This is a genomic window from Pseudocolwellia sp. G5-9 (assembly GCF_055808995.1).
This window is the reverse complement of sequence record NZ_CM147893.1, coordinates 4,719,113-4,744,658: the sequence shown is the minus strand read 5'-3', so window position 1 is coordinate 4,744,658 and position 25,546 is coordinate 4,719,113. Positions and strand designations below refer to the sequence as shown.

Below are 25,546 nucleotides of genomic sequence, written 5' to 3'. Positions count from 1 at the left end.
TTTATTGGTATATTTCTAAGCTGCCTGTGCGGCAGTGAACGAGGAATTAACATGGCAACACCTATCGTAAGTTTTCTAAGCTGCCTGTGCGGCAGTGAACACGTGCTATCAGATAACGCCATAGCAAGTAAATTTCTAAGCTGCCTGTGCGGCAGTGAACAACAGAAAGAAACCTTTAGCTGAAAAAACAATTTTCTAAGCTGCCTGTGCGGCAGTGAACCAGAAAGTGAGGTTTTCCAACCACCTCCTTTATTTTCTAAGCTGCCTGTGCGGCAGTGAACGGAGGTTTCTAACGACTCGGCGTTTCGTAATTTTTCTAAGCTGCCTGTGCGGCAGTGAACTTAAACAGTTTGCCGGTTCAACCATGTAATACTTTCTAAGCTGCCTGTGCGGCAGTGAACATACCTGATATTGTTAAACGCGGCTGGGCTTGTTTCTAAGCTGCCTGTGCGGCAGTGAACTGTTAATTGGTTTATAATTAATTAGTAAATAATTTCTAAGCTGCCTGTGCGGCAGTGAACAGGTTGTTGTCTAGGTTGTTGTTGACCACCTCTTTCTAAGCTGCCTGTGCGGCAGTGAACTGCATGATTTTTACCTTGAAAGGCTAGTGATATTTCTAAGCTGCCTGTGCGGCAGTGAACGTAGAGAAAAAGAGCGTCAAATGTGTTTGTCTTTTCTAAGCTGCCTGTGCGGCAGTGAACCTACTGAAGAGGGTATTTCTTTTGACGTAAGATTTCTAAGCTGCCTGTGCGGCAGTGAACAAACCAGCCAACCAAGGGCGAATTGAAATACTTTTCTAAGCTGCCTGTGCGGCAGTGAACAACCAGTAATTGAAAGCATATAAGCCGTTTCATTTCTAAGCTGCCTGTGCGGCAGTGAACCACAAGAGCCGGTATTGTCAGATTTATTAACATTTCTAAGCTGCCTGTGCGGCAGTGAACCATTCCAATCGCGGATTGTATTCCAACCTTGCTTTCTAAGCTGCCTGTGCGGCAGTGAACGTTCTTCTTGTCGAACTGAGCGTGTAATTGTTTTTCTAAGCTGCCTGTGCGGCAGTGAACTAACCTGTGAAAATAACATCTAAAACCACTAATTTCTAAGCTGCCTGTGCGGCAGTGAACTTTACCGACAGTGGCGGCAGACTTTTACCCATTTTCTAAGCTGCCTGTGCGGCAGTGAACAGGCTGGTGTTCACGATGGTAATGCAACAAAATTTCTAAGCTGCCTGTGCGGCAGTGAACCGTTACTTGTTAGTAAAGTATCAACCACGCTTTTTCTAAGCTGCCTGTGCGGCAGTGAACTCAGCAGTTATAAGCACTTATCAAATATACAATTTCTAAGCTGCCTGTGCGGCAGTGAACAATGAAATAATATCAAAAAATTAAGCCACAACAAAGGCTAGGGGTAATTTAAAGTGTTTTACCCTAAATTTTTAGCCTATTTGTAACTTATTAATATTTATACGAATTTTTAAAGAGCGATTTTTTTTGTTTTCTATAATCAAAATAACGATGAGTGCTCTAATGCAACGAACGATTAAACACCGCTTTAGTAACACTTTGTTTTTGATGTAAAACTATCAATATGATGACTTGCTGTTTTTCTATTTTATAAATGAGACGAAATGATTTGGTGAACATTTCTAAGCAGTCTTTGTCTGTTGAATGTAATTCGAGCGGTAAATAGCCTAACAAAGGTTTTGAAGTCAATAAGATAATTGCCTCTTCAATTTCAGAAAGAAGCTTGTCTGCAACCTTGTCGTCCGCACGCAACATATAATGCTGATAAATATTTTCTAAATCTTTATTCGCATTGTCAGTTAAAGTTACCGTATAGCTAGTCACTATAACCTTCTACGGTTTCGCAATTCAGCTAGAACCCTTTTTGCATCATGTACGTTACCTTGTGCAATATCTTTATCGCTCTGTGTGATCAACTTTAACATTGCTAGTGTTTCTTGAGTTTGTTCATATTCTGCTACTGATTGCACTATCATGGCGGCTTCACCATTTTGAGTAATAATATAGGCTTCGCCATCATCTTTTAACTCTGCAGCAATTTTGGCTGCATTGGCTTTTAAATAACTGATCGGTTTTATATGGTCGCTTAATGACATGGTGTTAACTCCAAAGACAAGATAAGGCTAAATATAAACCAAATTTGGTCTTAACCAAATAAATAATTTAAGCCCATTAGGTTCAATGGGCTTAAATTTATGGTTAGAACCAAGGTACTGTGGCTGTTTTACTTAAACCAAAATAGTCAAACGCTCCTTTAATAGGTTCAGATAAAACCTCGCTAAATTGTATATATCTTCGGTGTAACTGCTCATTTGAAGCACTAACTAATTCTAGGTATGGGTTATCTAAACCTTTAGAAAACATTTTAGCTTTGTAAGCCTTTATATTTTCTTCAGATATAGTTCCACGTTTAATCAAACGATTTAATTTAGCATTGGTCATGGTACTTTGTTTACGAGATATTACTCGATATTGTGCATTTTGTGGAACTGGTAATATCTCAGAAATTTTACAATAACCAGACAAACCGCCTAACCAGTTTAAACCTTGTAAATCATTCAACATCAACGAGTTACCATGCAAACGTATTTTTCGCCCTAATAACACCTTGTATTCAGGAAAGCTAACACCAATTCCGGTACTTTTAAAATCGAATAACGCTTTGTGAAGCTTGGTAAAAACCTTATTCATCAATACATTTTCACGCATCTCTGTATCAGGCTGTATTTGAACATCAATATAATATTCCATATTTATACCCTTATTTTAGTCACGTAGGCCAAGCCTTTTTTACCAAGGTAAAATGAAGATACACCTGCGTTTCCGATAAGTTCGGCAAGTTCTTCTGCCCTGCTAATATCTTTTTTAATACTGCCTTTATCACTTTTAGAATTTAACGATAATTCAATTTCTAATTTGCCTGAATGTTTGTTTACAATACAAGGAGTGCCAACTTCCTTTTTCCTATTTCCACTCATAGCATTAAGCCAATCTCGGACGCCATTAAACCCTCGTTTAGAAAACCCTTTGATCTGTATTTCAGATTTTGAATTTTTGAGATACGACATATCATACTCAGCAACTAGTAAATATTCTGCCTGTAAATAAAGAGCTGCCGAATATAAGCTCATAGGATAAACCATCCCATTTTTGCAGTATTCTTCACCAGCCTTTTTAACATCAGGATATTTACTTGATAAAAACTCAATTGCTTTTATAAGCTTAGAATCAAACATTAATGATTCATCATCTTTCAAAAAATTTTCTAAACTTAATTTAGCATCGTTTAATTCCGCCTCTAATTTGATTAATTGGGATTTTACCTTTACTCCTTGAGTTGAAGTTTTTGGTGGGTTATTTTTAATTTTTTCAAGGTAGTCCTTTAGTGATTTGGTACTTTTTTCAATCACGATCTCTTTTTCACTGATTAATTTATCACGAGTTTTCAATACCTGACCTTCTTCACTTTTAGAATCAGATATTTTATTAACCCTCTCAATTAAATCTTTTGGCAAGCAGTTTTCAGTTGTAATTAAATTTATATTTTTACTTAAAATAAATTCAACAAGCTGCTCCTGATTTAAAAACAATACGGACCATAATAAATTAGAATCCTTAGCGAAAAACCAAGGATTATCATCTTCTAGTACACCTAAAAAAGATGATTGACCACAACGGTCATCAGATTTATTAGTTAAATAGATCAACTCATTTACCATTTTAGGTTCAGATAAACTCCAGGTGATTTTATCCTCTAAGTCTGAAAAGTAATAATTACCACTTTGCCTAGATTGATAAAGCTTTCTCTGATCACCAATTAAACGAGACAATACGCCTAATATTGTACTCAAGCTTATAGACACAGGTGTTTCGCCACGAGTGCCTGAGGTAGCTACAAATTTTTGCATATAGCCATCACTTGATGGCTTATTAATTTTTGAAGATACTTTACCTATTGGCTTTTTTGTATCATCTCCAAGAAAACTTGTTTGCCAACAAGAATCAAATTCAATTAATATTCTCATGATCACTTACCTTCATAATAAACCGCATATTTATTAGTGTTTTTTGTCGGCTGAATTGAGCTTTCATCTTTTTTTATTCGGAACATATCTTTGGCAATATAACTATCGTTGTAATCGATCTGCACATCATCAACATACATGTAACCTTTGGCTTGTCTAATACTTAAGGTTTGTATTAATTCAATAGCTTGGTTAACCAATTCATCAATTGCCGCATCATTTAATAAAATACCTTGCTCACCTTCATCAAAGATTGAGCCACGGCGTACGTAGTTTTCATGGTATATTGCTTCCGCTTCTTTATTTTCTGATAAAGACTGTAAATACACGGTAAGCTTTTCTGCAACTTCTTTTCCTTCTTTATGGTTGTTGATTTTCATCGATTCACGACCAAAATCAGCACATAAAGGAATAAACTGTAATTGTTCAATACTTATAGAGCCATAAGCCGTATATTTCGTATCACCGAAGGTGAACTTCGAAAACAATGAATTACTTGAATCTTTACCTGCTTTATTAGTTTCTTTTTCCTTACTGCCTGAACGACCTAATTGTTCAAAATTACCATTATTTAACTCATCTACAAAATCAGTTAATAATAACGGGCTAGTTCTTTTATTTTCATTTTTAGGATTAACATACCCTCTTAATAAACCAGTTGTTGAACACAATAGTTTAATAATATTTTCAGCTAGTTGTGGCGAATTTAAATTATAATGCTCGCCGCGAAATAAGTGATGTCTTATACAGTTTTGACTTATATAAAGATTTATATTCGAAAAATCGACGTCTTCAGGATGTTTGTAAAACTTAGCCGTACCATCTTCGTTATATTCTTTGACGTTACTATAACCTCTCAGTTTAGGCATTGAATGATTGGTGATATTTTTAAATTTATTATCATTAACTATTGTTAAATTCGGAGAGCCATTCCAATTAACCACCCCATGTCCTAACGCAGTAATTTTGAAATCAACACTTTTAATTCCAGTTACTTTTTCCATGATTTATTCCTCATTTTCAGTTGTATTGTTAAGTTGTTGTAGTGACATTGCGCCGATCGGTTGCTTGTCACAGGTCATATAATAAATAGAGTGTTTATGTCGAGCAGATTCACCTCCTACTGCAACAAGGTCTTGCGATGTATAGCTTAAATAAATCGGCATTTCAGGATCACGTGCTTGGCTTAATAACACGTTATCATTGAAAGGTCTTACACCATGTATGCTGCGATATTTTTTAAACATATGTGACAATAAATCTTGATCACTTTTTCCATACCCTTGAATTGCAAGGGTTGAATAAGTAAGATTGTCAATGTCGGTTGTATCATCTAACGGCATGGTATAAGCGTATTGGTCAATAAATGTTGGCGTATTAACTTCGCTTAAATCACACATCGCCATTTGCACAAATCGATTATTACCACGCAGTGAATTTTTACTCACTTTTGCACGTGATTTTTCTTGCTGCTTTTTAGGCGGAATTACAATAGGGTCAACCACTTTGTAATTAATATCTAACACACTCGCTTTTAACGCTGCAACCAGATCACTCTCAATCATTTTTCGCGTTACCGTTTGTTCGTTAAATAAACGATACATTTTATAAATTTCAGGCAAGGTAAAGGTTTTATTTTCAAAGTGCTCAACTAATGCCTGATACCAAGCACGCGTTGTTGCCAAGCTATACAATTTACTTAAAAAACGTGACGCTGCACTTTGCCCTTTGTTGTTAGCAATGGTTAGTGGTACTGCTAAACAATAGGTATTCACTTGTGAATTGATTCCGAAGCGATCAAGCCTTCCTAAACGTTGTAAAGTATTTTCAGGGTTAGATATTTCCGCCACCATGTGATCACAACTGATATTCAACGAGGCTTGTACTATAGGACCGCTGCGTAACACTTCATACTTATTAGTTCCATCTTGTTTAAATGACTCATAAACTTCAGTAAACCACTTTTGTTTATCGCTTTTTTTGAATTTTGAATGCAGTAGTATGTTGTTTTCAGTTTGTTGGTTAGCAATAAAACTATTTTGTGCCGATAGCGCCGTATTACTTATAACAAAGGTTTTATTTTGTTGTACTTTAAATAATGGATTTGAAGCACATAAATTAGCATCATCAAAAACATCAAATTCAATTTTATACTGGCTTGTATTAAAAGATGGCATTTCGATAATGTCATCTTTATCTATATCTAATACATCTTCTAAAAACACATAATGTGGCGTTGCAGAAACAAGTAAGGTATTCGCGGACTCTGCTTGCATTTTTTTACAGGCGATTAATTCAGCGAATAATAAGTTAAACGCCGACATGTTGATGTATTCGTGATACTCGTCAAATACGACATGTGCATTTAAATAATCTATTAGGGTATTCGCTTTAGTGTGGCTGATCACGGATCCTAATATTTGATCAATAGTGGTAATAACTACATCGCCAGTAAAATAACGTTCAGGTACAGAATCATTTCCCCACTTATCCTGAAATTTAAATTCCCCTGTCATTATTTCAATGGTGGCATTAGGTAAATAACGTTCCGAGGTTAATTCAGCAAACAATCCTTGGCATACTTGCACTCTAGGACACACCCAAATAATTTGCTTAGCATTTTTCAACGCTGCCCATTCAAGTGCTATTTTAGTTTTACCACAACCTGCGGCACCTGCTAATACACCAACATCTTCGACCTTTGTTAATAATTGCGCAATATTATGCTGCTTTTGAGTGCGCTCACTATCAGGAAAATTCGTTAAACAGTTTGTAATGTGGGTTGTTAATGTTGAATCATTTTCTAATGTGTCTTTAATTATGTCTTCGAGCGTTTTATTTTTAATCGCCTGATGTAAATCATTTGCTGATAAAGCAGAAACAAGGCGATCAGCCGTTATTAAACAAGTTCTAGTAATATTATTATTGGCGTTTATTTTTATATTTTTTTGGTAATCTTCAGTCTCGTCTTCTGGTTCGTATTCTTTGTATTCCGGTAACATAGGTGCGTTGGGTAGTAACTCTTCTAATCCATCAAGCACCTCTTCTAGAAAAGCCCCCTGTAAAAGAGAACATTCTTGCCCACGATAATTTAGTTCTATATTAACTATTTTTTGTAAGATAACTTTTGCTTGTTCAATAAAACCTGATAACACTTTTCCTTTATTATTGGCTAAGAATTTTTTTGCTAACCCTTTGTATGTATCAAACTCTTTTGCAATTTTATCATTACGATAAGCTTTAGCATGATGCCAATAAACCGCATGTCGAATAGTACGTTTGTTTCCTGTACTAACAAATTGTAATTTTGCATCATCTAACAAATGATAAAACAAGAGCGATAATTCATTATGTCTTGGGTGTTTTTCAAAACTAAATTTTGCATCGTCTATATGCTGACCATCATCAGCAACAAATGATTTTTTCTTAGGGTTTACCACCCACTTTTGAAAATTTGGATCTAATTTACCAAGGTCATGTAAGCAACCTGAAACAAAACTTGTTGTGGCATATTGTTTACTTGAGTTTTCATCTAAATTGGGAAACAGCTTTTTATGCAGTAACTCTGCAACGTAACCAACCGCAAATAAGTGTTCCACTAACGTTTGTAAATGAGTATTGGCATAAACTACGCCTTTAATTGGTTTTCCAATATTGATATCCATTATTACCTCTTTGCTTGTATAGTTAACTGGCACAACACCCTCACTATTGAACTTACTCTTATTCCCCACCACCCACAAAAACTGACTTCTTGCGCGTGAACGGATCCAATGGCAGCTTACTGCGGTGCTTTTGCTGGCGGTTTGGCGTAGCATTTTTTTAACGGTTATTAGGCCGTCTTCTGTTATTACCGTTTGCCATGTGTTGTCGCCAATGCGGTTAGCGAAGGCGTCGAGTACTCGCCTTGTTTTTTAAGGGCGTTTTTCTCACATTGGCTTACAAAGGTCACCATCATAATTTTTTATCTTCTATTTTCGGTGTATCGCTATAATTGTTTAGCGCTATGTTTTTTACTTGTTCAAACATGTAGTCGAGCGCTTTGTGGTCGGTAAAGGCTTGTAGTATTTGTTGCCTAAATTCTTGCTCGGTTGCGTTTTCTTTGGCACAAATAAACGCCCAAGGTAGTACGATGGCGTCTTTAATGAGGTCGGCAATATCGAAAATTAATGCTCCACGGCGTGTTTTTCCGTGCATTACGGCAAAACCATGCGGAATACCTAATACCCACAATGTGCATGCAGCTAGCCCATAAGCTAAATAGTTACCGTGATTTAAAAAGTCGTTGGCTAAATCGGTGCTTTGGTGTTGTCGGGTAAAGCCGTCTAGCTTGGTGTTATTGGCGGCAAATTTGTACAGCGCTTTGGTGAGCTGTGCTTCTGTAAGTAGTAAATCACTTTGTTTTTTCGCTTGTTCGGTTCGTGTGGTAAATGTTGTTAATGCGGTTTGAATAGCTGTGTCGTTGAAGTTAAAGCCGTTTTGTTTTAAGTCTCCATCTTTTTGCCATACACGGTTTAAGAATTCAATACGTGCTGTTTGTATTTGTTTACCTGCGGCAAGGCGTTTTGCGTCGTCAAACCAGAATTGCATCCAACCTTGTAGGTATTCAGTTGGTCGGTATTCGCTTTGTGGGGTCATCCATTCAATGGCGTGTTCTACATTGTTTGCCATATAAAGCGGTGTACCACCGCCACCACTAAAACCAACTAACACACCTGCTTGGCTTAACATGCGCATAGCTGCTTGGGTGATAGATGTGCCGTTACCTAAGAGTAATACGGTGGTGTTTGCTATTGGGATATTGTAGTACTGATTTTCTTTGTTGGTTTCGGTTAAGTATAAAACTCGACCGTCTTTTTGCATTACGCGGCAGTATTCTAGGTAATAAATATTTGCACGTTTAGAGTGAAGTATTGTTTTTAGATCAGAGGGAGAGAAGTCTTCCATTACTATTTTATACCATTGTAAATCCTTTATTTATTCTAAGTTGCTACATTCAATATGGCTTGTCAATTAAATTAATTTTGTTAGTTTATTTTATATACAGGTAATTTTATTTTTAAAGTTCAGATACAAAAAAAGCTCAATACATGTGTATTGAGCTTTTGTTTTTAATTTTGTGCTTACTAATTAAAAGTTGGTGCAGATGGAGAGACTCGAACTCTCACGACCTAAGTCACCACCCCCTCAAGGTGGCGCGTCTACCAATTCCGCCACATCTGCATTGTAACTTTTAACTATTTAACTTTACTTATTACTGTGGAATGTCGCTTTCTTTAGCGGCTTCTACAGTACTTGCTGGTACGTCAGTGTTTTCTACTACTGGAGCAACAACATCCGTTGGGATATCGCTATTACCCGGTATAGTTTGTTCAATACCTGCATCAAGGTTGTTCCATTCGTCAACGGCTTTAACGTTATTAGCCGTTAAGTTACCTAGCACTAAGCTAATGCCGAAAAATGCGATGGCTAACCATGTTGTTGCTTTAGTTAAGAAGTTACCTGAACCACTTGAACCAAAAATAGTTGCAGAAGAACCAGCACCAAAAGATGCGCCCATATCTGCACCTTTACCATGTTGAATAAGCACTAAGCCGATTAAACATAAAGCAACGATTAAATATATAATAATTAATACTTGATATAACATTTTATGATCCTTGAGCTGCCGAACAAATTGTTTTGAATTCGTCGACTTTTAAACTAGCACCACCAATAAGACCACCGTCTATATCAGTTTGTGCAAATAATTCTTTGCTGTTAGCAGCGTTTACGCTACCACCATACAATAATGACACACCTTCGGCGATTTCAGCATTGTTTTTAGCTAAAAACTGTCGAATAAATTGATGAGTTTCTTGTGCCATTTCCGGTGAAGCTGTTTTTCCAGTACCTATTGCCCATACAGGCTCGTATGCAATAACAACGTCTTTAAATTTTTCTATGCCTATTTCATCTATAACAGGTTGTAGCTGTTGAGATAATACGGCGTCTGTTCTTTCTTCTACGCGTTCAGCTTCTGATTCACCAATACATAAAATAGGTGTTAAATTGTTAGCTAAAGCGAACTTAACTTTTTGTGCTATTTGTGTATCTGTTTCACCAAAAATACTACGTCTTTCTGAATGACCAATTATCACATAGTTAGCTGACATTTCGTTAAGCATATCGGCAGAAATTTCACCGGTAAACGCGCCACTTGCATGTTCACTGATGTTTTGTGCGCCTAGTTTAATGTTTTTGTTTGCTATTTTTGAAGATAACGCACCTAAATATACATAACTTGGACAAATAACAACGGTTACCTTTTCAGAAAAATTTATGTTATTTAATTCACTTGTCATTGTGTTAACAAGTGCTAAATTTCCGTTCATTTTCCAATTAGCAGCTATTATTTTTTGTCTTTGCATATTTATTCCTACATTAAAGCGGCGAGATATTAACTAACAAGTGAATAAGATACAAGTATTATGCTTAATATCTTATTCAAGTGGCTATTATTTACGCGTAAAAACAATTTAAGTGTGTATTTAAGCGTTATAAAATACGCTAATGAATTAAGAAGCTTTTTTTACTGCATCAGCTATTAAGTTAGCTAATGATGTTACTTCATCTAAATCGGGTCCTTCAACCATAACACGGATCAAAGGTTCGGTGCCTGATTTACGTAATAACACACGGCCTCTTCCTACAAGTATTTTATTAACTTCATCTACTGAGGCTAATACAGATTCAGCTTGTAGAGGATCGGTATCTCCTTCAAATCTTACATTTACAAGAAGTTGAGGTAGCATGGTCATACCTTGGCGCAGCTCGTGTAATGTTTTATCACTTTTACAAACGGCGGTTAGTACATTAAGTGCTGCAATGATACCGTCACCCGTAGAGGTATGTTTAAGGTTAATAACATGCCCTGAGTTTTCTGCACCTAACTGCCAACCTTTTTCTTTAAGCATTTCCATTACGTAACGGTCGCCTACATTACTGCGCGCAAAAGGTACATCCATATCAGCAAGGGCTATTTCTAAGCCCATGTTACTCATTAAGGTACCAACAACACCACCTTGCATTTTACCCGACTGAATGTCGTTACAAGCGATTACATAAACACACTCATCACCATCAAGTACGTATCCTGTGTGATCAACCATCATTAAGCGGTCGCCATCACCATCTAATGCGATACCTAAATCGGCATTATGCTCTACTACAGCTTTGCTGATAGCGTCCATTGACGTTGCACCACAGCCGTCGTTGATATTTGTACCGTTAGGTTGTGCACCAATTTCAATAACTTTTGCACCAAGCTCTCTAAATACGTTAGGCGCAATGTGGTAGGTAGCACCGTGAGCACAATCAACAACAATAGTCAGGTGATTTAATGAATATCTACTTGGGAAATTACTTTTACAAAATTCAATATAACGCCCTGCAGCATCGTCAATTCGGTTAGCTTTACCAAGTTTAGCCGATTCAACACACACCATTTCTTTATCTAATTCTGCTTCAATAGCGAGTTCAATATCGTCTGGTAATTTTTGACCATCTTGTGAAAAGAATTTAATACCATTGTCGTAATATGGATTATGTGATGCACTAATAACAATACCTGCTTGAGCTCGGAATGTTTTAGTTAGGTAAGCAATACCAGGGGTTGGCATTGGTCCTAGTAATCCAATATCAACACCGGCAGCTGAAAAACCGGCTTCTAAAGCTGACTCAAGCATGTAACCAGATATACGGGTGTCTTTACCAATTAAGACTTTTTTAGTTCCTTTAGCCGCTAATACTTTACCTGCCGCAAAGCCAAGCTTCATTACAAAATCAGGAGTAATTGGGTATTTACCTACTAAGCCTCTGATGCCGTCGGTACCAAAATATTTTCTTTCTGACATGCTTTTAATCCTTGTTCGTTATCTTTTAAATTTATTAACGGTTTCTAAAACCTTAAGTGCATCAACGGTTTCTTTTACGTCGTGCACTCTTATAATATTTGCACCTTGCTGAGCCGCTATTAAAGCTGTTGTTATGCTGCCAGCTAAACGTTCGTCTACTTCTCTATTTAATAAATTACCTATCATAGATTTACGCGACAAGCCGGCTAGTATAGGTAAATTAAAGGTTTTAAAAGTAGAAAGCTGGGCAAGTAACTCGTAATTTTGTTCAAGTGTTTTACCAAAACCAAAACCGGGGTCTAAAATAATTCTTTTGGTAGCAATACCATGGGCGTTACAGTGAGCTATGCGCTCTTTGAAAAAAGTATGAATGTCGTTAATAAGATCGTCATACTGAGGGGCAGCTTGCATAGTACGAGGTAAGCCTTGCATGTGCATTAAGCAAATTGGTAAATTTGTTTGCGACATAACGGCTAAACAACCTTCATTTTGTAAGGCTCTTACGTCGTTTATAATGTCGGCTTGATGTGCGATAGATTCAGCCATAACACTGGCTTTACTGGTATCTATTGATACTTTTATATCGAATCGTTCTTTTATTGCTTTTAATAAAGGGATAACACGAGCTATTTCATCTTCAACTGAAACATCTACAGCACCGGGTCTTGTCGATTCACCACCTATATCAATAATTGAAGCACCATCTTCTATCATGCGTTCAACTTGAGCTAACGCTGCATCTATTTGAGTAAATTTACCACCATCAGAAAATGAATCAGGGGTAATATTTAATATGCCCATTATGTCGATTGATTGGTTAATATTAGCTGTTGCTTCAGTCAATGTGTTCTTCTCAAAGTACAGATAAAACAAAGCCTCGATAGTTGGATTCTACATTAAAGTAGAAGCAACATATTGAGGCTGTAAATACGCTAGATGTACCTACTATTTAGCAGGCGCATCCGTTGGTGTTGTTAAGTCAGGTTCAATATCTTTTTTAGCATCTGCTTTAGGTGGTTCGTTTTTGTCGTTAGAGCGATCACCATGAAAATCTGTTGGTGGTCTAACGTCGCGACGTGCCATTAAGTCATCAACTTGCAGTGCATCAATTGTTTCATATTCCATTAATGCGTCTTTCATTGCTTCTAAGATATCGCGATTGTCTTTAAGAATTTGCTCTGCTCTTTTATAGTTACGAGTAATAAATTCTTTAATTTCAGCATCAATTGCTTGTGCTGTATCGTCAGACATATTTAATGATTTTGATGAGGTTCTTCCTAAGAAAACTTCACCTTCTTCTTCAGCAAATAACATTGGACCCATTTTTTCAGATAAGCCCCACTGAGTAACCATTTTACGAGCAAGTTCTGTTGCACGTTCGATATCGTTTGAAGCACCTGTAGATACTTTGTCAAAACCGTAAATAAGTTCTTCAGCAATACGTCCGCCGTATAAAGACGAAATGTTACTTTCTAAATGCTGTTTGCTATGACTAAATCTATCTTGCTCTGGTAAGTACATAGTTACACCTAACGCACGACCACGAGGCATAATACTTACTTTATAAACAGGATCATGATCTGGTACTAAACGACCAACAATTGCATGGCCGGCTTCGTGATATGCTGTCATTTCTTTTTCAGCATCGTCCATCACCATAGAGCGACGTTCTGCACCCATTAATATTTTGTCTTTAGCTCTTTCAAACTCTTCCATTGAAACTAAGCGACGTGAAGTACGAGCAGCAAATAAAGCAGCTTCGTTAACTAAGTTAGCTAAGTCAGCACCTGAGAAACCCGGTGTACCACGAGCGATAACCGCTGGTTTAACATCATCACCTAATGGTACTTTTCTCATGTGTACTTTAAGAATTTGTTCACGACCACGAATATCAGGTAAACCTACGGTTACTTGACGGTCAAAACGACCAGGTCTTAATAGCGCAGGGTCTAATACGTCTGGACGGTTAGTTGCAGCAATAACGATTACACCTTCATTACCTTCAAAACCATCCATTTCTACTAGCATTTGGTTAAGTGTTTGTTCACGTTCATCGTGTCCGCCCCCCATACCAGCACCACGTTGGCGACCTACTGCATCAATTTCATCGATAAAGATAATACAAGGCGCTGATTTTTTAGCTTGTTCAAACATGTCTCTTACACGAGATGCACCAACACCAACAAACATTTCTACGAAGTCAGAACCTGAAATAGTAAAAAATGGTACTTTAGCTTCACCAGCAATAGCTTTAGCTAATAGTGTTTTACCTGTACCCGGTTGACCAACCATTAAAACGCCTGATGGAATACGACCACCCAGTTTTTGAAATCTTGATGGTTCTCTCAAGTAGTCTACTAATTCAGAAACTTCTTCTTTAGCTTCATCACAACCTGCAACATCTGCAAATGTAGTTTTAATTTGGTCTTCACTTAATAAGCGCGCTTTGCTTTTACCGAAAGACATAGCGCCTTTACCGCCACCGCCTTGCATTTGACGCATGAAGAAAATCCATACACCAATCAGCAAAATCATAGGGAACCAAGAAACAAAAATAGTAGTTAAAAAGCTAGTTTCTTCAGGTAATTGACCTGACGCTTTTACACCTTGTTTAACTAAATCGTTTATTAAGTCACGATCGTAACCCCCAGGGATCACAGCAACGAATTCTTCGCCTGTTCTTTTAACACCTTTAATAACACCGCTTCTATCAACGGTTGCTTCTCGAACTTGTCCTTGACGAACACTTTCGATGAAACGGGTGTAATCAACTTGTTGTCCATTGCTGCTGTCAGGTGTAAAACTTTGAAAAACTGACATCAAAACAACTGCAATAACCAACCATAAAATAAGATTTTTCGCCATATCGCTCAACTTAATGACCTCTTTGTAACTTGTACATAATGTTTAAAAAGTGCCTTAGTTAAAATAATTGACTTAACTAAGCGCATGATTGCTCTAATTTACTATAATTTGTTGCTTGCTGCTATTTAAATCCTGTCGCAACAAGATAAACTTCTCTTGATCTTGCTCTTGAAGAAGCTGGTTTACGCGTTTTTACTGTTTTAAAAACCTTTCTGGCTTCTTTAACAAAGTTATCAAAACCGTCGCCTTGGAAAACTTTAACTACAAAAGAGCCATTAGTTTTTAATACTTGATGACACATTTCTAAAGCGAGTTCGACTAAATACATACTACGGGCAGAATCAGCCGTTTCGTTACCTGTCATATTGGCTGCCATGTCAGACATAACCACATCAATATTCTTTCCACCTATGCGATTTAATAAAGCATCTAAAACAGCTTCTTCTCTAAAATCACCTTGAAGAAAGTCGACACCAACAATAGGGTCCATTGATAAAATATCACATGCAACAACTTGCCCAGACTCACCTACTGCTTTTACAGCATACTCAGACCACCCACCAGGAGCAGCCCCTAAATCAACGACTTTCATTCCTTGTTTGATTAATTTGTCTTTATTGTTGATTTCTTCAATTTTAAAAACAGCTCGGGAACGTAGCCCTAACCTTTGTGCTTTTTTAACGTATTCGTCATCAAAATGTTCTTGCATCCAGCGTGCGCTGCTAACGGTTTGTTTTTTTTTACTCATGAACTCTGCTTAATTCGATATTAAATGACTATTTATGTTTAATTATTAATAATTTTAATTTATTTAAACTAGCAATAAGTAAACATTAAATTAGTATTACAAAGAAGATGGAGTTAAAATAGTGATAATTCAAGCTAACTTGTAACGAAAATTGTTAATGAACTTAAATAAAAAGCAAATCCAACATGTAAAAGGTTTAGCGCATTCGCTTAAACCAGTAGTTTTACTAGGAAATAATGGCTTAACTGAAGCTGTTGTAGCGGAAATAGATTTCGCATTAAACCATCACGAATTAATTAAAGTTAAAATTAATGTTGAAGATCGCGACACTAAAGGACTTATTGTTGAAGCGATTTGTAGAGAAACTAACTCAACAAAAATTCAGGTTATTGGTAAAACTTTAGTTATTTACCGTCAATCACCAGAAAAGAAAATTCATATCCCTAAAGGATAATTTTTTTCAATTGTTGTAAAAGCAAAAAAGCGAATCACTTGATTCGCTTTTTTATTGTTTGTTATTGCGATTGGTATTAGCCTTTAATAAGTATTTTATCTAACCACGTAAAAGGCAGTACTCGTTTAAAAAACGCCATGATATAAGTAGGCTGAGTAACGTAATACCGTGTTTTAGCTTTTTTACTTGATAACGCATGGATCACTTTTTTGGTAACCGCTGAAGCTGGCAAGGTAAATTTATTACTCGGCCCTTCTTTACTTAGGCGATCAATCTGAATTTTGTAATTGTCTTTATGGACTGAGTTTTTTACATCAATAAATTCAACTGTTTTGGCTAACGCGTTTGCTCTAAATTGAGTTTCTATTGGGCCTGGTTCAATTAAGCTCACTTGAATTCCACTGCCTGTTAGCTCTAATCGTAACGTATCGGTATAACCTTCAATCGCAAACTTTGATGCGTTATAAGCTCCGCGATAAGGCATTGCAACTAAACCTAATACTGAACTATTTTGAATGATCCGGCCGAAGCCTTGTTTTCGCATAACAGGAATAACGAGTCGAGTAAGGTAATGCCAACCAAAAACGTTAATTTGAAACTGTTCTTTTAGTGCTTGTGATGGTAAGTCTTCTATTGCTCCCGCTTGACCATATGCGCCATTATTAAATAGCGCGTAGAGTGAGCCACCCGTTTGTTTTAACACCCAACTAAACGCGGCATCAATAGATGCTTCATCCGCTAAATCAAGTAAATGAGCATTTAAACCAAGCGCGATTAAGTTATCAACATCGGTTTGTTTGCGAGCCGTTGCAAATACCTGATAGCCTAATTGTGATAATGTAATGGCAGCATTTAAACCAATACCTGTAGAACAACCTGTGATCAAAACACTTAAGTTTTGTGTCATGTTTTACCTTGCTAAATTCAACTCTATCAAACAACCGATCATACGCTAAATTGTTTAGAGCGTATTGATTTTTACCGTATGTTTTTGCAACGCTGAGTATTTTACAGCCGTAATACTTATAATAAATAGCATTTAATTTTAACAAAATTTTAATAACAAACTGAACCTAATCATTATATGAAACATCTAGCTGACTCTACTCAAGAATAGCTTTTAAGTTATTTAACCCTGTTTGTAAGTCGTCACCTATGACTTGCTCAAAATCTATAAATAACAACATAAGGTTCATTGGGTAATCCATGTGCCCGCTAAATCCCCAAACCACTTTGGTCGTATTATCGTCTACAGCCTCAGTTACCATAAAGGCAGGTTCTGTGGATTTAAACGGTTTTAAAAATCGTAATTCAAAGTCAATACGATAGTTTTCATCAATAGCTATAATTTCTTGCTCGCCAGCACCTACGTCTTCTTTTTCAGAATTCCATGCAGAAACAAAACCGACTTGACCATCAACACCTCGGTATGTTTTTAACATGTATGGGTCCATTTGTGCCCACTTACTGTAAAAGTTTTGGTTTTTTAAGTATTTGATATAATTAAATACTTCCTCTTTAGGTTTATTAATAACCACCGAACGTTCAACTTCATATGACCTATCAGTAAAGACCGCAACAACTAACGGAATAATAAGAATTATTAGAACAATTACCACAAGCTTTTTTAACATGATGATTCATCCTATGCTGTTTTACATAAGTTTGGTTCATGTACATAAAATAATCAATTTTAGGGTTGAGAAAGTTGCTACTTTATTTTTTTGGTTAATCCAGCAAGAAAAGATTACTGTAAAAAATAGCTCGAAGCTTTGTATTAGCGACATGCTCACTATATTTTTAATATATTAGGGTCTGTTGAACTTTCATGTTGATATTTTGTTCTAATTAAATGTTTGTTGATGGCAGCGCAAAGGACTGAGTATAGTTGTTCTATGTAAATTCCTTGCAACAATACCTAATAAATACAAGATTGATTATTATCTTTTACATAATAACTCTTATAATTAGAGGCATTACTATCCATGCATCCAACTAAATTAAGTAATTTAATATTTTTAAAATCTACAGCATGACTTTCAGCTTGTAATGCAATATAGCCTTCGGATAATAATTGACCTGATTTATTTTTCCACATTTCTATATCACGGCTCATTCCAGCCATTTCCCAATCTTTGTCTTTGTCGCTTTTACTGACAAATGCACCATCAAATTGAGGTTTTTGAAACGATAAAACAGTTTCTCCTTCAATGTTGAAAACCATCGATTCGCCTCCCATCACTATTGCTTCACCTTGAACCCATTGGTCACCGTGGTATGTTTTAGAAGCAGATGGAATGCAATGTTTGTAATTTACTTTTTTATTCATTTCTACTGCCGTACCCGGAGTACAAACATTTCCTGTTGATCGCTCTTTACCATCGTTTAGTCCACCGAGTATTTGAAGCTCAATAGACATAGGAAAGTTTTGTGTTAACTCATTACTTTGAGCGGATTGAGCATGCAACATAACGCCACTATTACGTTCATTCCAAACTGCTCCCCCCTCCATTTGTTCACCCGTAAAGCGATAATCAAAGGTTAATTTATAATATGAAAAAGGGGTTTTATAATATAAATGACCGAAAGCATTATTAAAGTTTTTGTAATTATCATATTTTATTCGGATCATATTATCTTCAACAACAAATGTTTCAAGATAGTTTTCGTTAATGGGCAAACCTGCGAACTTAATATCCCAGCCAGTTAAATCTTTTCCATTAAATAAAGACAGCCAGTTCTCTTGTTCTGCATCAATAGAGTGTTGGCTATTACATGCAGTAAGAAAAAGGCTTAGTGCAACGGAGATAAGTTTATTAACTGAATGTGTTTTTTTCATTATTAACACCACAAGAAGTATTTATATATGAATAAAATGTATCACAAATAAAAACCCATATCGATTATATTAAGATGTAACTCGTAAATAAATGAAGAGATATTCTATTTCGCTTTTTATTCTTCATATTCTCCCTGCTTTAAGAGCATTATTAAGAACGGTTCTGGCTATAAAATAATGAAAAGGAAGAATAGAATTAACATAAAGTCGACCTATTAAGGTTTTTTTATTAACTAAAGTAGAGACAGTAATGTCGTTGTCGTTTATCGCTACCGATATATAAATCATTATGTGTTTATCTTCAGCAAACGATATTATTTCATCATCATATTTCTCAGTTATCGTAAGAAAGCCGGCTTTATCACCTATCGATAATTCCTCAGCTTTAGGGCTAAGCCCTTCCTTACCAACTTCAAAACCAAAAAACGAAACAATATAATTTCTTATACGCATTAAAGCATTAACCCAATGGGGTAAATAAGCGAAAATTCTATATTGTATTTGGCTAGGTGTGAGCTCTTTATTATTACGCTTAACGGATAAAGCATCTCGAAAATGATGATTAACTGCTTTTTGCTCAAGACGATCGTTAAAAGGTTTATTTAACACTTTTATGCTGGTAAAAAACTCCATGTATTTAACTCCATTTTTTCAAAAAAACATACCATGTAGAATGGTATGTAAAAATAAAACCTATTTAACCTCAACTCGGGTTAATGAATGTTAGATAATGAATTAAAATTCTTATTTATCAAAATCTTAATCTGTATCGTTGTTTTCCTAAGTTATATTAGTCCTCAACATTGATATTTTTGTGTATAACAAGGCGAATTTTTCTATCTAATAGCTGGCTATTAGTAATAAATTCAACGAAGTTAGGCATAAAAATAGCTTGTTGAGTAACTTTGCTTATCCCGAGCTGAGGTTATTTACAAAAAAATTTTGATCATATAAAAAATTAACTAAACCCCAACCAAATACCAACTAATATCATTAGGCCCCCTGCAATAATATTCATCCATTTAATATTATCACCACGGTTTAAAAATAAGCGTAAGCTTTTCCCACCCGTGGCATAAGCCATCATGCTGATAAATTCAGTACAGATTATTATGCTTAATAATACTAATAATTGAGGAGCAAGGTTGTAATTGGCGTTAATAAAGGGAGGTAATAAAGAAACCATAAATCCCCACCCTTTAGGGTTTGCTATGGCGGTTATGAACCCTTGATAGAATAAGGCACTTCTTTTGATGCTAGTTTGTTGACCTTTTGAGGCAGACATTTTACCTTTTGAGCGACACATATTAACGCCAATATAAACAAGGTAAGCACCACCAATCCATTTAAATGCAACAAACACGTCAGGATAATTTAGCATTAAACTCGCGACACCAATAACAGCAGCAGTAGCAACAATAGAAACGCCGATAAGTTCTCCAATCATCATCCACATTGTTCGGCGAATACCTACACTCATGCCTAATGTCATTGCCAAGGTCATACACATACCAGGAGTTATGGACACAAAAAAGAATGTAGGTATAAACACCAATAATACTGACGAATCAAACACGTTTAGCTCGCTTTATTTATTTTCACAGTAGGTATTTTGGTATTTTTTCAAATCTCTTTTAACTTGAGGTGCTAGTAAATAAAGGCCAATAATATTCGCGATTGCCATTGAGAAAAATGCAGAATCTGAAATTGCGATAATAGCACCTAAACTTGCTGAAGCTCCAATAATGGTTGCCGAACAAAAAATCAATTTATACAACATAGCTAATTTTTTAGATTCACCAAAGACAAAAGCCCATGCAATTGAACCGTAATAAGCCCAAGAGATCATAGTTGAAATAGCAAACAATAAAACACATACACTTAACACGTAAGGGAACCACCAAATCACACTGGCAAATGCGTTTGAGGTTAAAGTAACACCACTAATACCATCTACATTTTGATAACTTCCGGTAATAACAATAACCAGTGCGGTAATAGTACAAATAACCACGGTATCAATAAATGGCTCAATTAAGGCAACATAACCTTCGCGCACAGGTTCTTTAGTTGCTGCTGTTGCATGGGCAATAGATGCCGCGCCCATACCAGCCTCACTTGAAAAAGCTGAACGTTTAAAGCCTTGCAACATAACACCAATCATACCACCTACAACGCCTGTAGGATTAAACGCACCTTCAATAATAAGGGAAAATGCATGAGGTATTTCGGCATAATGGTAAGCCAAAATAAATAAAGCCGCTGATAAATATATACCTGCCATTAGTGGCACAACTTTTTCAGTAACCTTAGCAATACTTTTAATACCGCCAATAATAACTACACCAATAATAACAGCTAAAATGGTACCAAATACCCAACCATTATTTGCCCAAAAACCTTGTTCGCTACCTAATACACTTACAAACTGCTGATAAGCTTGGTTAGCTTGCAGCATATTACTACCGCATAACGAAGCAACAATACAACAAACAGCAAAAAAGTAAGCGAGTGCTTTACCTGATTTATGATGACCTAGTTGTGATAGACCTTCGCTTAAGTAATACATAGGGCCACCACGTACTTCACCTGCGGCGTTTATGTGTCGGTATTTTACCCCTAATGTACACTCTAAAAACTTAGTCGACATTCCCAGAAAGCCAGCCAGCATCATCCAAAAGGTAGCACCGGGTCCACCAATAGAAACAGCAATAGCAACCCCTGCAATATTACCTAAACCTACCGTGCCAGAAATAGCGGTAGCTAATGCTTGAAAGTGAGTAGTTTCACCGGGATCGTTTGGATCAGAAAAGTCTCCTCGAATAACTCGGCAAGAGTGTTTAAAGCCTCTAATATTAATGAAACCAAAATAACCAGTAAACACAACGGCAGCAACAATAAGCCACATAACAATTAATGGCGCGTCTACTCCACCAATATTAACGGTATAAAAGATTATACTCGTAAATACATCGGCGATGGGTTGAAGCATTTGATCAACTTGTTGATCTATCGATAAATTTTCGGCTTGAGTATTCACACTGAAAAGTAATAAAACAATACTAGCGGCTAGTTGCTTCATCCAACATCCTATTATTATGTGCATTTCACTTATTATACCCATTTCATTATTAAATTGACTAATTTAGTAGAAAAGATAATTAGATAAAAAACAAAGCAATAGATGAATAAAATTAAACCGTTGGATGATAAATTCCCGTTTGTGTTCAATGTTACGCATAGGTAAGCTGAACTTGTTTTGAAATCTCCCCGATTTCTTTATATTGAAATGTTGTTTTGTTTGAATTTGTTTAATTTTTGGGTATCTTCGGATACCCTTTTTTTTGCCTGTTGTTTTATTTCTCACTTATTTATTTTTTATTAAAAATGATCTACACATTAGTCGAGTTGAAGTGACTAAAGATAATGCAACGAAACAATATAAGTGAATAAAATTAAACCGTTGGATGATAAATTCCCGTTTGTGTTCAATATTACGCATAGGTAAGCTGAACTTGTTTTGAAATCTCCCCGATTTCTTTTAACGAAATGTTGTTTTGTTTGAATTTGTTTAATTTTTGGGTATCTTCGGATACCCTTTTTTTTGCCTGTTGTTTTATTTCTCACTTATTTATTTTTTATTAAAAATGATCTACACATTAGTCGAGTTGAAGTGACTAAAGACAATGCAACGAAACGATATAAGTGAATAAAATTAAACCGTTGGATGATAAATTCCCGTTTGTGTTCAATATTACGCATAGGTAAGCTGAACTTGTTTTGAAATCTCCCCGATTTCTTTTAACGAAATGTTGTTTTGTTTGAATTTGTTTAATTTTTGGGTATCTTCGGATACCCTTTTTTTTGCCTGTTGTTTTATTTCTCACTTATTTATTTTTTATTCAAAATGATCTACACATTAGTCGAGTTGAAGTGACTAAAGATAATGCAACGAAACAATATAAGTGAATAAAATTAAACCGTTGGATGATAAATTCCCGTTTGTGTTCAATATTACGTATAGGTAAGCTGAACTTGTTTTGAAATCTCCCCGATTTCTTTTAACGAAATGTTGTTTTGTTTGAATTTGTTTAATTTTTGGGTATCTTCGGATACCCTTTTTTTTGCCTGTTGTTTTATTTCTCACTTATTTATTTTTTATTCAAAATGATCTACACATTAGTCGAGTTGAAGTGACTAAAGACAATGCAACGAAACAATATAAGTGAATAAAATTAAACCGTTGGATGATAAATTCCCGTTTGTGTTCAATATTACGCATAGGTAAGCTGAACTTGTTTTGAAATCTCCCCGATTTCTTTTAACGAAATGTTGTTTTGTTTGAATTTGTTTAATTTTTGGGTATCTTCGGATACCCTTTTTTTTGCCTTAAATTTATCCTCCCTATAAAAATTTTCTTAATAAAAAATAACAATAAAAAATTTATATATAGTTCATAAAATAATGCAGCCCCAAGAGAATAACCAGTAAGTATAGAAACTAGATAAACATTAAAGATGAATTTTCTTCACTCATGGCATTTATTTTAATCGTTTGTCGTACTCACTTAAATTAATTACATTTACTCCGTCATCACGGTGATGGCATTAAACAAACGGAGAATACCCATGAAACTTAAACCTTTATTATTAACAACACTGATTAGCTCGACAATACTTACGGCCCCATTAGCAGCAATAGCTAGTGAAGCGAACCTTAAAGTTGCTGTAATTAAAGATGCTACAGATAGCGAATCAATTCTTAACGGTGAATACAAAGAAGCTATTGCTAACCTTTCTAGTAAGAACCAAGATTTTGAAGAAAGCACTACATTATGTGTAGCTTACTTAAAGTCGAATAACGAAGAAATGTCTGAAACGGCTTGTACAGCAGCAATCAGAAGTGCAAAAAAATTAGATACGAATAGTAAAAAAATGCGTTACTTACAATCTATTAGTTACAACAACCGTGCGGTTGCTCGTTACTTAAAAGATGATATGGTTGGTGCAATGAGCGACTTAGCTTTTGCTAAATCTTTAGACAGTAACCCATTAGTTAAAGAAAATTTATCATTAATCAGCAGTAAAGTTGAATTAAGTGATGATACTAGCTACTCAACCTACGCAGACTAAATATTACGAGGAATAATATGTTTAAAAATATAATAACAATAAATATTCTATTCATTCGACAGCAAAGGGTGTGAGTGATAGTTAGAAAATAAGGTGGTAAAACTTAAACTTGTTAGTTAAATACCGAGTGTAAGCTAACAGATTACCACCTTATAACTACTACCTCACAACTCTTTTAATAAATACCTTTCTTAAAATGAATACCTTTCCTGTAAAATACTCCCCTCAACCTAGACTCTAATTTTCGGTTATATAACACAATAAATGTCATTTATTTTAGAGCGTTTGACCTTTTGATATAAATTTTTTTCAAATTATAACTGCTGTAAGGAGTGCTGCGGTGTTAGTTCGAAAGTTTGTTTCGTGTTATCAAGTTTACGTGTTACGGTAATTTTAAATGATTTTTCTTTTGTATATTTTCCGTACAAATCAATATAAAAAGTTAAAGGTGAATGTATATCTTTTAATATAAATTTACCTGTCAGAGTCAACTGTAATGCAGGCTCTGTTTTACGACCATGACTATGGCCTAAAATAGGTTTAATTAGAAGCTCTTGTAACGCTAAAGCACCTTCTGTATCGCTAAGTGTAATGTGTTTTTTAATAGTATTTACAATAGACTGCTGATGAAAATCAAACTCTTCTTGCGATAAATTTCCATCACGGTCATCATCTATATTTTTAAAAGCTGAAACAGGTAGCGATAACATAATAAACACTTCATTTCCGACAATATCTAATGTGCCCTGCTGTGCTTGCATTGTATGCGCTTGATTAGGTAGAACAATTAAAGCACTTAATGCTATACCAACCACCATAACTAAAGCGTACTTGGAGACGAATTTCATACTTATCCTTCTTAAAATCTATTCACTTTCCATAATTAACATCACTTCAGGTAAAGTTCTTTAACGTAGTTTACGTAATAAAATTTTCTAGATCATTCTACTATTATAGCGAGTATTAAAAAATATCCCCGTTTTGTTACAAAAATAACAGCAGTACCATAATAATCATTTATTCAGGAGGGATTTAGCCAGACTAAAAAGAAGAAAGAAGTAGAATGAAGAATACGTCAGGTTTATGCCTTAAATACAAAAAATAGTAACACGAGCATGTTGATATTTAGGGTATAAATTTTGTTTTCTCTAAACCAATATTGTTGATTGGCAAGTCCGATATTTTTCCGAATGTGCGTCTAACATTAATGTTGAGTGAGCATGTAAGGAGCGCTTTCGACTGGTTGCTGCCTTTGAGTTAATTACATTACGAGCTCTTGAGTGACATTATGCTCGTAACTTAATTCGGTGGTATCTTGAATGATGATAACAAGTGGTACGTATTGGAGCTGTTCACTTGTGTGTTTAAATCCTGCTTCAGCAATAGCCTCAGAAGAGATATACTTGTTCAGCCCATTGTTGAGAAGTGAGTTGCTGCATTGTATTGATAAAATAAGTTTCACATGAGGTGTATTAGATCATACTCAACAGCTTTTGGAAACGTGTGTATAAGAAACTGTCCTACATCCATGTAGAAACCTGACTAAAATTAATAAGCCCCATAAATTG

Annotated in this window: 21 protein-coding genes, 1 tRNA gene, 1 pseudogene and 1 CRISPR repeat array (1 of these 24 only partly in view); of the genes and pseudogenes, 2 read left to right on the top strand and 21 right to left on the bottom strand. The window is 35.6% G+C overall.

The genetic code is table 11. The features are described from left to right. Positions 1-1,361: direct repeats of the CRISPR family, unit length 28 nt; unit sequence TTTCTAAGCTGCCTGTGCGGCAGTGAAC (it extends 1,848 nt beyond the left edge of the window). Positions 1,362-1,520: 159 nt separating this feature from the next. From AC0L5Q_RS20680 to rlmE, 14 genes and pseudogenes are all read right to left on the bottom strand, one after another. Beyond that, positions 1,521-1,844, bottom strand: coding sequence for a type II toxin-antitoxin system RelE/ParE family toxin (locus tag AC0L5Q_RS20680; RefSeq protein WP_473613430.1), 324 nt, complete (start codon positions 1,842-1,844; stop codon positions 1,521-1,523). Beyond that, complete coding sequence (locus AC0L5Q_RS20675; protein WP_473613429.1) at positions 1,844-2,116, bottom strand: type II toxin-antitoxin system Phd/YefM family antitoxin; 273 nt, start codon at positions 2,114-2,116, stop codon at positions 1,844-1,846. Before AC0L5Q_RS20675 ends, AC0L5Q_RS20680 begins: the two co-directional genes overlap by 1 nt. A gap of 103 nt (positions 2,117-2,219) precedes the next feature. Then, a complete protein-coding gene (gene cas6f / locus AC0L5Q_RS20670) occupies positions 2,220-2,771 on the bottom strand; it encodes a type I-F CRISPR-associated endoribonuclease Cas6/Csy4 (RefSeq protein WP_473613428.1) in 552 nt (183 codons plus the stop codon). A gap of 2 nt (positions 2,772-2,773) precedes the next feature. Then, positions 2,774-4,045: a type I-Fv CRISPR-associated protein Cas5fv gene (gene cas5fv, locus AC0L5Q_RS20665; RefSeq protein WP_473613427.1), complete on the bottom strand. Its 1,272-nt coding sequence runs from the start codon at positions 4,043-4,045 to the stop codon at positions 2,774-2,776. Between the two features lie 2 nt (positions 4,046-4,047). Next, the gene (cas7fv, locus tag AC0L5Q_RS20660; RefSeq protein WP_473613424.1) at positions 4,048-5,049 is read right to left on the bottom strand and encodes a type I-Fv CRISPR-associated protein Cas7fv; all 1,002 of its coding nucleotides are present in this window, start codon (positions 5,047-5,049) and stop codon (positions 4,048-4,050) included. 3 nt (positions 5,050-5,052) lie between these two features. Beyond that, positions 5,053-8,003 (bottom strand): annotated as a pseudogene (locus AC0L5Q_RS20655) (CRISPR-associated endonuclease Cas3''). After that, the gene (gene cas1f / locus AC0L5Q_RS20650) at positions 8,000-8,992 is read right to left on the bottom strand and encodes a type I-F CRISPR-associated endonuclease Cas1f (protein WP_473613423.1); all 993 of its coding nucleotides are present in this window, start codon (positions 8,990-8,992) and stop codon (positions 8,000-8,002) included. Before cas1f ends, AC0L5Q_RS20655 begins: the two are co-directional and overlap by 4 nt. Positions 8,993-9,183: 191 nt before the next feature. Continuing rightward, positions 9,184-9,268 (bottom strand) — tRNA-Leu (locus tag AC0L5Q_RS20645). A gap of 31 nt (positions 9,269-9,299) precedes the next feature. Further along, positions 9,300-9,695, bottom strand: coding sequence for a preprotein translocase subunit SecG (gene secG / locus AC0L5Q_RS20640; RefSeq protein WP_473613420.1), 396 nt, complete (start codon positions 9,693-9,695; stop codon positions 9,300-9,302). 1 nt (position 9,696) lies between these two features. Further along, on the bottom strand, positions 9,697-10,455 hold the full coding sequence (tpiA, locus tag AC0L5Q_RS20635; protein ID WP_473613417.1) for a triose-phosphate isomerase: 759 nt from the start codon (positions 10,453-10,455) through the stop codon (positions 9,697-9,699). 147 nt (positions 10,456-10,602) lie between these two features. Continuing rightward, positions 10,603-11,940 carry a phosphoglucosamine mutase gene (gene glmM, locus AC0L5Q_RS20630; RefSeq protein WP_473613416.1) on the bottom strand — a complete coding sequence of 446 codons (1,338 nt, stop codon included), beginning with the start codon at positions 11,938-11,940 and terminating at the stop codon, positions 10,603-10,605. Positions 11,941-11,958: 18 nt separating this feature from the next. Beyond that, positions 11,959-12,741, bottom strand: a complete 783-nt coding sequence (gene folP / locus AC0L5Q_RS20625) for a dihydropteroate synthase (protein WP_473618344.1) — start codon at positions 12,739-12,741, stop codon at positions 11,959-11,961. 144 nt (positions 12,742-12,885) lie between these two features. After that, positions 12,886-14,814 carry an ATP-dependent zinc metalloprotease FtsH gene (ftsH, locus tag AC0L5Q_RS20620; RefSeq protein ID WP_473613415.1) on the bottom strand — a complete coding sequence of 643 codons (1,929 nt, stop codon included), beginning with the start codon at positions 14,812-14,814 and terminating at the stop codon, positions 12,886-12,888. Between the two features lie 112 nt (positions 14,815-14,926). Next, entirely contained in the window at positions 14,927-15,553 is a 627-nt protein-coding gene (gene rlmE / locus AC0L5Q_RS20615) for a 23S rRNA (uridine(2552)-2'-O)-methyltransferase RlmE (protein WP_473613414.1), read from the bottom strand. A gap of 157 nt (positions 15,554-15,710) precedes the next feature. Here rlmE and yhbY point away from each other — a divergent pair, with 157 nt between their 5' ends. Beyond that, the gene (gene yhbY / locus AC0L5Q_RS20610; protein WP_077338631.1) at positions 15,711-16,007 is read left to right on the top strand and encodes a ribosome assembly RNA-binding protein YhbY; all 297 of its coding nucleotides are present in this window, start codon (positions 15,711-15,713) and stop codon (positions 16,005-16,007) included. 76 nt (positions 16,008-16,083) lie between these two features. Here the strand turns inward: yhbY and AC0L5Q_RS20605 are convergent, their stop codons facing one another. From AC0L5Q_RS20605 to AC0L5Q_RS20580, 6 genes are all read right to left on the bottom strand, one after another. Further along, positions 16,084-16,914: an SDR family oxidoreductase gene (locus AC0L5Q_RS20605; protein WP_473613413.1), complete on the bottom strand. Its 831-nt coding sequence runs from the start codon at positions 16,912-16,914 to the stop codon at positions 16,084-16,086. 196 nt (positions 16,915-17,110) lie between these two features. Beyond that, complete coding sequence (locus tag AC0L5Q_RS20600) at positions 17,111-17,641, bottom strand: SRPBCC family protein (protein WP_473613412.1); 531 nt, start codon at positions 17,639-17,641, stop codon at positions 17,111-17,113. A gap of 284 nt (positions 17,642-17,925) precedes the next feature. Further along, complete coding sequence (locus AC0L5Q_RS20595) at positions 17,926-18,846, bottom strand: 3-keto-disaccharide hydrolase (RefSeq protein WP_473613411.1); 921 nt, start codon at positions 18,844-18,846, stop codon at positions 17,926-17,928. 123 nt (positions 18,847-18,969) lie between these two features. Further along, the gene (locus AC0L5Q_RS20590; RefSeq protein ID WP_473613410.1) at positions 18,970-19,479 is read right to left on the bottom strand and encodes a DUF2867 domain-containing protein; all 510 of its coding nucleotides are present in this window, start codon (positions 19,477-19,479) and stop codon (positions 18,970-18,972) included. 325 nt (positions 19,480-19,804) lie between these two features. Continuing rightward, positions 19,805-20,422: a LysE family translocator gene (locus AC0L5Q_RS20585; RefSeq protein ID WP_473613409.1), complete on the bottom strand. Its 618-nt coding sequence runs from the start codon at positions 20,420-20,422 to the stop codon at positions 19,805-19,807. A gap of 12 nt (positions 20,423-20,434) precedes the next feature. Beyond that, positions 20,435-21,928, bottom strand: a complete 1,494-nt coding sequence (locus tag AC0L5Q_RS20580) for an alanine/glycine:cation symporter family protein (protein WP_473613408.1) — start codon at positions 21,926-21,928, stop codon at positions 20,435-20,437. 1,546 nt (positions 21,929-23,474) lie between these two features. Here AC0L5Q_RS20580 and AC0L5Q_RS20575 point away from each other — a divergent pair. Then, positions 23,475-23,978: a hypothetical protein gene (locus tag AC0L5Q_RS20575; protein WP_473613407.1), complete on the top strand. Its 504-nt coding sequence runs from the start codon at positions 23,475-23,477 to the stop codon at positions 23,976-23,978. A 314-nt stretch (positions 23,979-24,292) separates the two neighbouring features. On the opposite strand, the gene AC0L5Q_RS20570 is transcribed toward AC0L5Q_RS20575, so the two are convergent. Then, positions 24,293-24,826, bottom strand: a complete 534-nt coding sequence (locus tag AC0L5Q_RS20570; protein ID WP_473613406.1) for a hypothetical protein — start codon at positions 24,824-24,826, stop codon at positions 24,293-24,295. Between the last annotated feature and the right edge of the window lie 720 nt (positions 24,827-25,546).

What these genes read in the sequence shown, in the direction of transcription:
- tpiA (WP_473613417.1), bottom strand. Translation starts at nt 10,455, where the DNA reads ATGCAAAGACAAAAAATAATAGCTGCTAATTGGAAAATGAACGGAAAT.
- AC0L5Q_RS20590 (WP_473613410.1), bottom strand. Translation starts at nt 19,479, where the DNA reads ATGGAGTTTTTTACCAGCATAAAAGTGTTAAATAAACCTTTTAACGAT.
- cas1f (WP_473613423.1), bottom strand. Translation starts at nt 8,992, where the DNA reads ATGGAAGACTTCTCTCCCTCTGATCTAAAAACAATACTTCACTCTAAA.
- cas5fv (WP_473613427.1), bottom strand. Translation starts at nt 4,045, where the DNA reads ATGAGAATATTAATTGAATTTGATTCTTGTTGGCAAACAAGTTTTCTT.
- AC0L5Q_RS20580 (WP_473613408.1), bottom strand. Translation starts at nt 21,928, where the DNA reads ATGAAGCAACTAGCCGCTAGTATTGTTTTATTACTTTTCAGTGTGAAT.
- folP (WP_473618344.1), bottom strand. Translation starts at nt 12,741, where the DNA reads ATGGGCATATTAAATATTACCCCTGATTCATTTTCTGATGGTGGTAAA.
- secG (WP_473613420.1), bottom strand. Translation starts at nt 9,695, where the DNA reads ATGTTATATCAAGTATTAATTATTATATATTTAATCGTTGCTTTATGT.
- AC0L5Q_RS20575 (WP_473613407.1), top strand. Translation starts at nt 23,475, where the DNA reads ATGAAACTTAAACCTTTATTATTAACAACACTGATTAGCTCGACAATA.
- cas6f (WP_473613428.1), bottom strand. Translation starts at nt 2,771, where the DNA reads ATGGAATATTATATTGATGTTCAAATACAGCCTGATACAGAGATGCGT.
- glmM (WP_473613416.1), bottom strand. Translation starts at nt 11,940, where the DNA reads ATGTCAGAAAGAAAATATTTTGGTACCGACGGCATCAGAGGCTTAGTA.
- AC0L5Q_RS20675 (WP_473613429.1), bottom strand. Translation starts at nt 2,116, where the DNA reads ATGTCATTAAGCGACCATATAAAACCGATCAGTTATTTAAAAGCCAAT.
- AC0L5Q_RS20605 (WP_473613413.1), bottom strand. Translation starts at nt 16,914, where the DNA reads ATGACACAAAACTTAAGTGTTTTGATCACAGGTTGTTCTACAGGTATT.
- yhbY (WP_077338631.1), top strand. Translation starts at nt 15,711, where the DNA reads ATGAACTTAAATAAAAAGCAAATCCAACATGTAAAAGGTTTAGCGCAT.
- AC0L5Q_RS20595 (WP_473613411.1), bottom strand. Translation starts at nt 18,846, where the DNA reads ATGAAAAAAACACATTCAGTTAATAAACTTATCTCCGTTGCACTAAGC.
- AC0L5Q_RS20600 (WP_473613412.1), bottom strand. Translation starts at nt 17,641, where the DNA reads ATGTTAAAAAAGCTTGTGGTAATTGTTCTAATAATTCTTATTATTCCG.
- rlmE (WP_473613414.1), bottom strand. Translation starts at nt 15,553, where the DNA reads ATGAGTAAAAAAAAACAAACCGTTAGCAGCGCACGCTGGATGCAAGAA.
- AC0L5Q_RS20570 (WP_473613406.1), bottom strand. Translation starts at nt 24,826, where the DNA reads ATGAAATTCGTCTCCAAGTACGCTTTAGTTATGGTGGTTGGTATAGCA.
- cas7fv (WP_473613424.1), bottom strand. Translation starts at nt 5,049, where the DNA reads ATGGAAAAAGTAACTGGAATTAAAAGTGTTGATTTCAAAATTACTGCG.